The sequence below is a fragment of the Leisingera sp. ANG-S5 genome, assembly GCF_000813925.1.
Classification (GTDB): Bacteria; Pseudomonadota; Alphaproteobacteria; order Rhodobacterales; family Rhodobacteraceae; genus Leisingera.
Genome location: NZ_JWLH01000028.1, coordinates 1 through 11,412, shown reverse-complemented (window position 1 = coordinate 11,412; position 11,412 = coordinate 1). Strand labels below are relative to the sequence as shown.

9 protein-coding genes are annotated in these 11,412 nt (G+C 52.4%); 7 read left to right on the top strand and 2 right to left on the bottom strand.

Annotated features, from left to right (window positions below; genetic code table 11):
* From RA25_RS22890 to RA25_RS22880, 3 genes are all read left to right on the top strand, one after another.
* The coding region (locus RA25_RS22890) for an integrase core domain-containing protein (protein ID WP_152612268.1) at positions 1–109 on the top strand (109 nt) is incomplete at its 5' end.
* A 1,034-nt stretch (positions 110–1,143) separates the two neighbouring features.
* Positions 1,144–2,394 (top strand): hypothetical protein, encoded by a 1,251-nt coding sequence (locus RA25_RS22885; protein ID WP_206539718.1) that lies wholly within the window; start codon positions 1,144–1,146, stop codon positions 2,392–2,394.
* A gap of 377 nt (positions 2,395–2,771) precedes the next feature.
* Positions 2,772–5,030 carry a hypothetical protein gene (locus tag RA25_RS22880; RefSeq protein ID WP_206539717.1) on the top strand — a complete coding sequence of 753 codons (2,259 nt, stop codon included), beginning with the start codon at positions 2,772–2,774 and terminating at the stop codon, positions 5,028–5,030.
* Positions 5,031–5,232: 202 nt separating this feature from the next.
* On the opposite strand, the gene RA25_RS22875 is transcribed toward RA25_RS22880, so the two are convergent.
* Positions 5,233–6,063, bottom strand: a complete 831-nt coding sequence (locus RA25_RS22875; RefSeq protein ID WP_152612265.1) for a hypothetical protein — start codon at positions 6,061–6,063, stop codon at positions 5,233–5,235.
* A 497-nt stretch (positions 6,064–6,560) separates the two neighbouring features.
* Entirely contained in the window at positions 6,561–6,797 is a 237-nt protein-coding gene (locus tag RA25_RS22540) for a helix-turn-helix domain-containing protein (protein WP_082023130.1), read from the bottom strand.
* A gap of 171 nt (positions 6,798–6,968) precedes the next feature.
* On the opposite strand from RA25_RS22540, the gene RA25_RS21600 reads away from it, so the two are divergent.
* The 4 genes from RA25_RS21600 to RA25_RS21580 all read left to right on the top strand — a co-directional run.
* Positions 6,969–7,433, top strand: a complete 465-nt coding sequence (locus RA25_RS21600) for a hypothetical protein (protein ID WP_039174928.1) — start codon at positions 6,969–6,971, stop codon at positions 7,431–7,433.
* A 528-nt stretch (positions 7,434–7,961) separates the two neighbouring features.
* Positions 7,962–8,174 (top strand): helix-turn-helix domain-containing protein, encoded by a 213-nt coding sequence (locus RA25_RS21595; protein WP_039174926.1) that lies wholly within the window; start codon positions 7,962–7,964, stop codon positions 8,172–8,174.
* Between the two features lie 157 nt (positions 8,175–8,331).
* Complete coding sequence (locus tag RA25_RS21585) at positions 8,332–10,002, top strand: tyrosine-type recombinase/integrase (RefSeq protein ID WP_193747999.1); 1,671 nt, start codon at positions 8,332–8,334, stop codon at positions 10,000–10,002.
* 390 nt (positions 10,003–10,392) lie between these two features.
* A partial coding sequence (locus tag RA25_RS21580) for a zinc ribbon domain-containing protein (protein WP_193747998.1) occupies positions 10,393–11,412 on the top strand: 1,020 nt, incomplete at its 3' end.

Genomic DNA, 11,412 nt, shown 5'->3' with positions numbered 1-11,412 from the left:
GCGTGACGATTACAATCACCATCGCCCGCATACGAGCCTCGACGGGCTCACCCCGTGGGAGTATCACCAACGGTCAGTAGTGGACCAAACCCAGAACAGGGCGAACTAATAACCGCGGACTCTGCGGGGAGCACGTCACATGGATTACCCTTCAGGGGGCTGACTTAACAGCGATACACTTGAGTGACAATGCTCACATCGGTGATTTCAAGGGATACGCTGTCATCTTCGCAATATCTCACCCATCTTCCAAGGGAATACCCGCAGCTGTCGACGGGCTTATCGCATTCGAACTAACTGACGGATGTGCTTATTTCTCCGGAACAGTTGCTCTGCCGCTTGAAGCCGCAGACCAGTAACTGAAGCAACTTCTGGCCTCAGTACATATTGGTCGCGTTCAGCTGCCTTGATGAGGCAACTGTATTGGCTGTTTTGCCCCGAATGCAGTTATTCGTTAGTAGTATTTGAATGACGGCGTTACGCAGTTCACGGCTCGCTGCACGAGCGAGGAGGCGTAAGCTGACCAATGACTGGTGAGGGCTCTTTTCGTTGTCTCCTCTGCTCCGAGCGCTGTTGCCTGTCTGCTACAGGCCCTATCAGCACTGCGTGCTTCCACAGTGCTTCCAGTGCTGGTGGTAGAAACGCAAAAAGCCTCGCAAGAGCGAGGCGTAACACACTGATATTACGGTTATTTTGTTGGTTGCGGGAGCAGGCAACCAGCGTTGCAGAACACTGCTAAGTTGCCGTGTTCAATCTACGATTACGTATTGAGTCCTAGATGCTGTCTTACGATAGCACCGCTTGAAAGCAACAGCCCTAAAGCGCCACCCCCAGCTGCAGGAATCCTGTCGATGATGGCCAGTTCCCCTTTGCGGAAATCGGCGCCCTATTCAAATCTCATCATGAAGCAAGCGCGATAGCGATCGCCCAACAGTTCTAAAGCCGACAATTGGCACGCCGTTGTCAAATTCCTCAATGCTGCTAGTTGCGTCACGGGCTGCAAGGCGAAGGAAACCTTCTTGCATAAAGAGGCCAGGTTCCGACAATCTTGAAACAGTTAGTCTCGGCAGAGACGGATTCGTGTATTTTTCTTGACGCTATTGCTTGATAGTCAAGCAATCATCGTATTGCGACATTCCGCGGATGATTGATCACCTAGTAGGCACCAAGATGTTACTTCCAAACCAACTTAAGGACATCAAGCAAGTTCCTCCATTCTCGCTTGCTGTCGAACAGGTCAAAATAAACGGTGAAAATAGAGGGCCGACGGAGATTTTAGTATCGTATGACGAGCAAGGAAGCCCACTCCTTAGTTTAGGGGAAATTTTTCCCTCTACAATGTCCGCATTGAATTGCGAAATCCAGGTGAGATACAAAGCGGACAGCGACCCTTGGCCAATTTTAATTACTAAGCGCGAATTCAACCCAGAACAGAACAAGCCAATTGTAGAAGCGCGACTCTCCCGGGAACCATTAGTACTGATAGACAAGTCAGATTCAAAAAAATTTGAGGCAGCCTTAATATCAGCCCCGAGATTTCTGAAAAACCCCATACTTCTTATCGATAAAAATGGAAACAAGTTTGAAATAAAACCCTCAAAATCTGCAGAAGGTGCCACGTGTTTCATCAGGTCAGACCTGCACCTCAATGCGAAGGATCCGCTCAAGCCACTTGCGCCGTTTATTAACTTCTTAACCTTTGCAAAGGGCTGTCATTGTGGACTAGGCAACCTGTTCGCCTATGCCGAGAATGATTCCATTGCATTTAGGTCGCTAGGGTTCTCGCGCAACGACCAAGGAAAGCGAGAAACTAACTGGTTTGATATAGAGATACAGAAGGATCTTCCTGAAATTTTTTCTCAGTTCTCATTGGCAAGTGCAGAAGAGAAGACCAATAAGGCGCTCCACCAAACCATTAATTTTTATCGCGCATCAAATGTTTCGCGCACCACATCAATCGAGATGTCAATAATTGCTGCACATTCTGCCCTGGAAGCTATTGTGAACTTCATCCTCACATATCGCGCAGGCTGGTCAAAAGCCATGATGAATAACCGTACAATTGCATTTTCAGACAAAAATCGCGCTGCTGCCCAGCACTTTGGGATCGATAGCGATTTGCTGTCGAGGAGTCCTGAGCTTGCAAAGTTTTCGAAGAACAACAGTGACATTGATGTTTTTGAGATTATTTCACGGTTCAGGAATAAGTTGGTTCACCAAGATACGAGGAATTCCCCCACTGGATTACAGCTTCACGAAACCTGGCTAATTGCACAATGGATGGTAGAAGTCTTTATTTTCGGCGTTATAGGGTACCGCGGGACCATCATTGATAGGCGAATTTATAACGGCTGGCGAGGCACTACATGTCAAATACCATTATCACGCTATTAAAAATACCGAAAATAGGGTGTTTCTGACGATGTGCGCTTTGATCTGTCTGTCACCTTCTTTCGGCCGTCGACGAGACCTTTGCAAGCGCCGCCGTGACACGGCTTTGAGGCTACAACAACTACTTCTGCTACGCTAGAACGCAACAAGTGCGCACAGGTGCTCGCGGCCGAGCCTGTGTGAAACGTAAGTTCCCACACGCTCTCGTCGGGCTCGGTTTCACCGACAAATCAGAAAACCACTTGACTACTCGAGGATCTGCAAAACCTTCGTCGAAACGCAGACTTAATCTTTTCGTTCACAAGTAACACTGATAGCCTCCGCTAGTGATGGAAGCAGATCGAATTGACATAGTATACAGACCACTCCGAATTGGCTTCGTGATGGTGTCCTCTGATCGTGACAGCTTCAGAGAAGCTGTTAGAATCTGCAACGCATTATGGGGAGGGCTCTACAATCCGATAGTGCCGGTAGATCAACCGGAAGCGGCCAATCTCGTTGAAATCTTTAGCCCAGATTTTCTCGTTCCGGTCGGAGATTCTCCAGAGCTTGGCGCGTTCATGGCTAAGTTTCCATATCTTCTCAAGCCATACTACAATGGTGACCTTTTCATGTCCTCTGGCGCGGACGGAGAAGGTAGAGCTCAGGTTCTTGATATTCAGAACTTGTACCATCGCTGGAGACATTCCCCGAAATGGAAGTCCATTCTGGATCGAGGCTTCAGGCTCCCAAAATGGCAAGCAAACGATCCACTAGCTGATGTATTCCTAGCTCAGTTTGGGGAATTTCCTGATCCCAAGAACACCGGCATCGACTACAAAAGCTTCTTCTTAAAGGTCACTTCGCCAACTGAGGTCGAAATCCCAATAGACAGTGAAGTCCCCGAAGACCTTTTGGACTACCCAAGAGTAACACATTTCGGTCGTTTTGGGCTGACCCCACACTATAGAGCAAGAGCTAAAGGAATTTGTGAGGGTATTTATGCCGGCGACGTGGAGAATGGCGCCGACCTGATCAACTTTTGGAACCTTCGTGCGTGCGGAATAAGTTTACTGTTTCACGATTTCAACCATCCAGACCGAACTTCTAAGCTCAACTCTAGGCTTTTCTCCAGTATTCGAGAGCACCTGAAAATCCAGGACACTTCTTTCAGGTCTAGACCTACGATCTGGACTCGCGACGGCGCCCTCAAGAAGGCAGCCGAAAGCGTTGGGGATAAAGATGTACTTTTACGCGGGCTAAGCATTGAAAGTTGGAATGGATTGAACATTCGTCCAATGCAAATGCACTTCGGTCAAGAGGCGTCTCTTGGTGTTTTTGGCGGAAACCCAGAGCGCCCTAGGCTCCGCTTCGCAATGAAGGATAAGCCATTTGCTGGAGATACACGGTTTCACACACAGCACCTAGTAGCATCGATTTCATTGATAGGCGGAAAGACAGACGGGACAAACTACACATTCATTCCTCCGTGCGTACCGGAACTTAACGAATTTGCGTCGCGAACAATGCACCACGACCACCGAAAAATTCGCCTGGAAGCAGGCAGTGTCGGCGTCGTAATTGACGCAGCAGATCACGACATCCATCTCCGGGCAATTAATGTTCAAAACTTAATTGAGCGAATTTTCGATTTGGGCGGCTATACAGCCAAGGTAAGTGCCAGCGGGCTTATCACAAGACAGTTGATTTTGGGAATGGGGGGAGTAGATGGAGCACGCGCGTTTAAAATCCCCGGTGTTCGACAGCTTCTTAAAACCTACGGTCCGACCGCGACTTTTGGGAAGAAGGGGGCATTGCAGATAATTGCTTCAACGAACAAAATCACTGGTTCAAAGTTCTCAGACCACTGTGATTTGTTTATTGAGCAACGAGATTGGGCGAAAAAGCTTACTCCGGCAATGGTGTTCGGCCACCTAGTTGAGAAAGGGATTTTTCGAATTGGTGTAGACCTGATTTGCCCAGCATGCTCTCTAAAGAGCTGGATCGCCCTTGACGAACTAAAGCAGCAAGCAGTCTGCAATCTGTGTGGCAGTGACTTCGATGCTACAAGGCAGTTGGTCGAAAATGATTTTGCCTATAGGCGAAGTGGGCTCCTTGGTATTGAAAAAAATGTCCAAGGCGCAATCCCTGTATCTCTTCTTCTTCAGCAACTATCCGTGAACTTATTCGGATCCACTTTTGAGACGCAGTTTGGCGTATCACATGACCTTACGCCGAAAGACCCTGACGCGGGATTACCTGTCTGTGAAACCGACTTTTGCGTGGTGGTCGAAAGTGTAAATTCGAGCAAAACACCAATTCTGATTGGAGAATGCAAGGATGCGAGCGGTTCCATTGATGCCAACGATATAGAGAACTTACGACAAGTTGCTAACGCGCTACCAGCAGAACGGTTCGACGTATTCATCCTACTTGCCAAACTGTCAGCATTTGAAAAAACGGAAATTCAACTAGCAAAAACGCTCAACGAACAACCTTGGATGCGACGTGTGATTTTGCTTTCCCACCGTGAACTTGAGCCATACCACCTATATGAACGAACCAATGATGAACTTGGTTCGAATTTTCATGGTGGTACAGCCGAAGACATGGCAATAGCTACGCATGAGATCTATTTCAACGATGTTCCCGCTAAGTAGGCCTCCAGAGTACTGGAGATGACTGCCAAGTCCGTAATACCGCGAGCGCATCGAAATGCCTCCAAAGTATCTGGTTTTTGCCCACACCCTTGAAGGTTTAGCCTTCTCTTGAATGTTGGTGATACTTCCCAAGGGTGAAACCGTTGAGGTTCATATTTAGGAGGAAATGATTGGAGGAGACGAAGCTACGCGGTCGGCCGCCTTATGAAACTTTAGGTGGCGGCGAAATCTCTCTTTTGGGCGAATTTATCGGATAATGTACAAAACCATCCATCCCAATCCTGTCCAAGTGACACATTGGATAGTAGGATATCTGATAGGGAAGTAGAGGTCGGCCGTAGAGGTAAATATCGCTACTTGCTTCATTTCTTTTTACTGCATACGGAAGGTAGTTTCGGCTCTTGTACACCTTCAGTATTTGAGGCATCCCTCCAACATGACTATCGCGTTTTTGACGTGAAATAACCTTCCATAGCGCCTCTAAAGGCTGATAGTCCAGCTCAGTTCCGTTTTCAGATACGACTTCAGCCAAAGTTGACGAGTAGTCTTCCCAAAGATCTCCAACAAACCCAATTCTGAAACCCACACCTCCAGCTCTAAATCCATTAAATGGGTAGCGCCAAAATTTGTTGAGGCTTTTGTTAAAAGAGATTCTTTTTTGAACCGGTTCTCCGGTGAAGTGATCATACCCAGAAAACAAGAAATTTGTTTTGTCAAATTGAGCAATTGACTGATCATCAACAATCTCCCTAAGCTGATTGACAATCCTCAAAAAATCCCCCAAAATTTCGCCAATCCTTGCCGCTCCAGTACTGTATCGCCCATATGTCTTAACGGCCTGCTGCAGGTGAAATATACACGGCAATGCAAAGTCCGAGTTTCCGGAAAATGAGACCGCAAAGTTTGGGCCATCTATAGGGAACACTTTTTGAGCGCAGTCCCATCGGTAACCAGCGGAAAGGCGGCTATCAGATGCGAATAGTATCTCATCAACATCTCCGAACCTCCTCCTCCAGCTAATTGATATTGTCATTTCGCAGAATCAATCCCTTTAAATACATAACCTTTACCATCTAACAGTGAGCAAGCGACATCGCAACCCAGAGGGAGAAAAACTTTCCAAGGGTTAAGAATAGCACTTTTTAAGACAGGTTAGTTTCCCAGCTGAAAACATGCATGTGCCTTAGTTGACGGGAATGGTTGAATTTGGTGAGGTGTAATTCTCGATACCTCCTATGTTGAAACTTTCGCTGCCCGATTACCTCGTCAACACCTTGCCAGGCAAAAAATATTAAAAGCATCTTACACCGCGAACAAGGAACACTTCCATTTAGGTGTTAATAAGCAACCTGAACTTGTATCAGATGGAGATTACCTAACTTGAAAACCCGAGACCGGGCAGAAGTGGCTGTTTTTCGAGGTTTGTTGCACCAAGTGCGACGGACAAGTTTTAACTAAACTGTTACGTTCCATTATTGGGTTGGGGCGCAAAGTACAGCGGCTGTATTTGAGTCATCTCAAAAACCAACATTAGGGACGACCACAACAAGCCTTTGCCTTTCCCAAGTCAAATAGCTCCGCCACATCCACCCCAAGTGCTTCGGATATCCGTTCCAACACCTGCACCGATGGGTTTCGAACTCCACGCTCGACTCCGCTGATATAGCCTCGGTCGAAGCCACTGTCCGTCGCGAAATCCTCTTGGGTAATACCACGCTCCTTGCGTAGTCGCCTCAAGTTCCAACCTATGCGTTCACGGACATCCATCAAAGTGATGGATCGCTCAATGAGACTTATAAACCCACGACTTATAAGTCTCATTTTTCTCTGGACTGCGATGCCTGACTATGTAACGTGCTTACATTCAGGCATCAGCATGTACCATGCCTATGATTTTTATACACTTTCCTGAGGGAAGAGCAGACAGGGAGACTGACCATGATCATCCGGACCAGGGACCGTAAACCCCTTATCGACCGAGCTGGACTGTACGGGGAATTCGCCTCAGAAATGGTTTCCGGCACCAAGCTGCATGCCGATATTTCCGACCGGGCTGCGTATATGTACATCACCGGCACCTACCCATCGCATCTGCGCGGGAAGGCTACCGCCATCCTCAGACAAATCAGCCGCAACTTCCGCAAGCCAGTCAGTTTAGACCGCCGCACAGGGAACCGCCGCATTGAGGATGACGCCGTCCGCGACCTGCGCCTGAACTCACACGCCATGGTGCAGGCCGTCCGCGACAAGATCCGGCTGGGATACTTGATCGAGCCATCCCGAGGCTTCGGTACGCGGCGGGGCTACAGCAGGATTTTCATGTTCAGGCTGCAGCCCGACAACACCATCTGCGACAGGATCACGGTGACAGTGCAAGGCGCCGTAAAGTCGGGCTGGGACTGACTTCCCCTTGCATTCATCACACTCGAAGGCCGGGGTTTCCTGGCCCTCGTGCGGAATATTCAAACGGCAGCCGGGGATGCCGCCGAACCAACTGGAAAACCTGAATGACCGCGCCCAGATGTCGATAAAAGGCATCAAAAGGGTAACAAATTTCCCTTCTTGAACAACAGCTTATCAACGCTTAGATTTGCAGCACTGTTAACCCGCCAGCCTTGATGGCTGGGCCGCAGGGAGCATTTTGGACGGTTCGCGTCCATGGAGCACTCGATGGCAATGATCCTGATCTCAATTGAGGTCAGTGGTCTGCTGTCTGGAGTGCGCTCCAATGCCAGACCACCGTGATCATTACCACGTGCGGTTCCTGAAGAAGGAACTGACCGATGCCGTGTGCGTCTTCTGCTCCCGGGCAAGTTTTGCCCTCGACCGCCACTCCCGAGCCTTTGCTTGCGCTGGCCCGCCTCCTCGCCCGAGAGGCTGCCAGAGCCGAGTTTGCAACCCGTTGCAAATCCGGAGACAGGGAGGCGGGCAATGGCTGACCTCCCCTTCCCCGCCGACACCGCCTTCCTGACCGTGAAAGAGGTTTCGGACACCTTCCGCGTTTGCCCCAAGACCGTGCGGCGCTGGATCTCTTCCGGACATCTGCCTGCACTGCGCCTGGGCCGTGACTGGCGGATCGCCCGGGCCGACCTCAAGACCTTCGCAGCCGCCCGCGGCAACCCGGTCCTGGCACATGTCCTCTAATGTCCTCAATTGGCTTGATTTTTCCAAGGCTCGGGAAAACGGGGGCACGGATTTTGGATACAAATTCGTTCCCTTGTTTTCCCGAATGTCCCCTCGTGGGCCGCCCTGCCCTCCCTGTCCCCCAATGTCCTCAAAGTTCACAAATCAGGAGATAACCATGCAATCCGATAACCCAAGTTTCCAGTCGCTCGCCGACGTCCTCCATTGCCTGCTGGAAAACCCAACCGGAGACAACCGCCGCCATCAGGCGCGCCTCTCCGCCGTCCGCCGTATTTCGGACTTCCTGCACCGGCCGCCGTGCGACATCCCAGCGGATGTCCGTACCCTGCGCCGCCTGCTTGGAGGACTGCACCCGGCGCAATGCGGCATGTCGGCCAAAAGCCTCAGCAATATCAAAAGCAACCTCGCGGACGCACTGCGTTCGGTTGGCGCCCTCCCCATCGATGAAGAGGTGAAAGAACGCAGCCCGGCTTGGAAGGGCTTCCTTGATACTGCTGCCGCCAAACACCAGGTCTGGGGTCTCAGCCGTTTTACCGCTTATTGCTGCAACCGCGGTATTGAACCCCAAGATGTGACCCAGGAAACCGTCCTTGCCTATCGCAATATTCTGGACAGCCGCCTGTTGACCAAAGAGCCTGCAGACCATTGCAAGTCGATGATCCAGACATGGAACCACCTCGTCAAACGCAACGGCCTGGATCTTCCTGTCTTGGAAACAGAACGGAGTGACCGCTACCTCGCCCGGCCGATGAGCGACTATCCCCACTGCCTGCAGAAGGAGATCGACGCCTACATCGACCGCCTGTCCCACGCGGATATCTTCGCCGAAGGCGGTCCTGACAAGGCGTTGCGGCCGACCTCCCTGCGCAATATCCGCGCCCACCTGCGACAATTTCTGGATGCGCTGGTACAGGCAGGCGCCCAACCGGAAGACTTCAACTGCCTGGCAGAGGTCATCACCGCAGAAAACATTAAGGCGGCCTTCCGGGCCATCGTGCACCGCAATGGCAGTAACTCGATGCCCAGCGGGCTTGGCAATATTGCCGCATCCCTGACCGCTATCGCGCGGCACCATTTGCAGATGCCCGAGAACGAATTGGACAGGCTGGCTGCCATTAAGAAGAAGGTTTCCGCCGATCCCAAGGGTATGAGCAGCAAAAACGCGGAGCGCCTGATGCAGTTCAACGACTGGAACAATGTCGTGCTTCTCGTGACTCTCAGTGAGGTTTTGATGGAACGCGCTGACAAAGCCCCCTTTTCCCGTGCCAGTGCCTTGGCGGCAATGCACGCCGCGGCAGTTGCGATACTGCTGAGCTGCCCGATGCGGATCAAGAACCTCGCGGGGCTCGATCTGAACGGGCATCTCCGCCCGCGGCTGAACGGCACCCGCACGCTTTACTCGGTGCGCATCGAGGGAACCGAAGTGAAGAACGGGGAGCCGATCGAGGTTGATCTCAACGCCAAAACTTCGCGGCTTCTGCACCGCTACATCACCCAGTACCGCCCGGTGATTTCTGAAGCAAAGGGAACTGCGCTGTTCCCCGCTAAGAACACTGGCCAGCCCCGGGGCCCTGACAACTTCGGATCCGAACTCAAACGGACAGTGTACCGTGAAACGGGGCTCGAAGTGCATCCGCATTTGTTCCGCCATATCGCTGCTAAGTTGTACCTCAAGGAGCGGCCGGGCGATTTCGAGACCGTACGCCGTTTGCTCAAGCACAAGAAACTGCAGACGACGATGGACTTCTATGCCGGTGTCTCCAACCAGTGGGCTCATGACCACTACGATGATGTGGTCCTCGGCAAATGGGGAGGCAGCAATGGCTGATCCTATTCCCCTCGTTCTCAAGTTCGAAGACTGGCCCCGGGCGGATAAAGCCGCCTGGGACAGCCTTTTCACCCCTGGTGACATCTTCGACGGTCAAGGCCCTTGCGCAAACTGGTCGGACGGCACCCGCACCAAGCGCCGCCAGTCTTACGGGCAGTGGCTGTCGTTTGTTGTGCGCACCGATCCGGCGGGGCTGGATGAACTCCCCTCTGAGCGCATCACGCCCAACCGCGTGCGCGCCTACCTGGAGGAATGCGAGGCACGCCTGCAACCGAGTTCCACAGCTGGACTTGTGACCGACCTCTACGTCGTCGCCAACAGTGTTGCACCGGATTGGAACTGGGCTTGGCTGGAAACTGCCTCAAGGCGCCTTGCCGCGCAAGCTGACCGATGCGCCCTGCCCGCCCCTCATCCGGTTTCGGCCGGAAAAATCTTCAGTTGGGCACTTACGCGCATGGAAAGCGCCGAAGCGGATGCGAGCCTTACCGCCATGCGCCGCGCGATCTGGTTCCGTCAGGCTTTGCTGATTGGATTTCTGATCTCGCGTCCGGTCCGCCGCCGCGCATTGCTCGCGATGTGCATCGGCCGCCATATTCAGCCGGTTTGCGCATCGTCGGGGAGGACCTGTGGCAGAGTGTCAAGGCACGCCAGCAAGCTAGCCGCAGTGATGTCATCAGCCAGGGCGTCATGCGGCCGGAACGTGCACGCCGGGCGAGGCACCTGCTCTCCGGCCTGCTCAAATGCGGCGTCTGCGGCGGCGGATACAGCATCGTTGGCAAGGCGCATTTTGGCTGCGCCAGCGCCCGCAACAAAGGCACCTGCAGCAACCGCCTGACCATCCGGCGTGACCGCCTGGAAGACCGCGTGCTGAACGGCCTCAAGGACGAGTTGCTGCACCCCGACCTGATTGCGGAGTTCACCCGCGCCTACCAGGCAGAATACAACCGGCTTGCAGGAACGATCCAGCAGGATCGCGCCAAGGCTGAACGCGAGCTGGCACAAGTTACCGGCAAGATCAGCAACATCATCGAAGCCATCAGCGATGGTATGTTTCATCCGAGCATGAAGGATAAGATGACGGCGCTGGAGGCCCGCAAAGAAGAGCTGGAAGCTGAACTGCAAGAGGCGCCGACTGAGCCGCCGGTCCTGCTGCACCCGAGCCTTGCCGGTCTTTACCGGGAGCAGGTCGCCGGTCTTACCGCCGCACTGAACGACCCTGCCACCAAGAGCGAAGCTGGCACGATCCTCCGCAGCCTCCTGTCCGAGGTCCGACTGATCCCGGAAAATGGCTCTCTGGCCATTGAGCTGGTTGGCGAACTTGCGGGACTGATGGCATTGGGGCAAACAAAAGCGGCCCTGAAAGCCGGTGCTTCGGGCCGTTCTGTATCGCTGGTTGCGGGAGCAGGATTT

What these genes read in the sequence shown, in the direction of transcription:
- RA25_RS22885 (WP_206539718.1), top strand. Translation starts at nt 1,144, where the DNA reads ATGATTGATCACCTAGTAGGCACCAAGATGTTACTTCCAAACCAACTT.
- RA25_RS22875 (WP_152612265.1), bottom strand. Translation starts at nt 6,063, where the DNA reads ATGACAATATCAATTAGCTGGAGGAGGAGGTTCGGAGATGTTGATGAG.
- RA25_RS22540 (WP_082023130.1), bottom strand. Translation starts at nt 6,797, where the DNA reads ATGGATGTCCGTGAACGCATAGGTTGGAACTTGAGGCGACTACGCAAG.
- RA25_RS21600 (WP_039174928.1), top strand. Translation starts at nt 6,969, where the DNA reads ATGATCATCCGGACCAGGGACCGTAAACCCCTTATCGACCGAGCTGGA.
- RA25_RS21595 (WP_039174926.1), top strand. Translation starts at nt 7,962, where the DNA reads ATGGCTGACCTCCCCTTCCCCGCCGACACCGCCTTCCTGACCGTGAAA.
- RA25_RS21585 (WP_193747999.1), top strand. Translation starts at nt 8,332, where the DNA reads ATGCAATCCGATAACCCAAGTTTCCAGTCGCTCGCCGACGTCCTCCAT.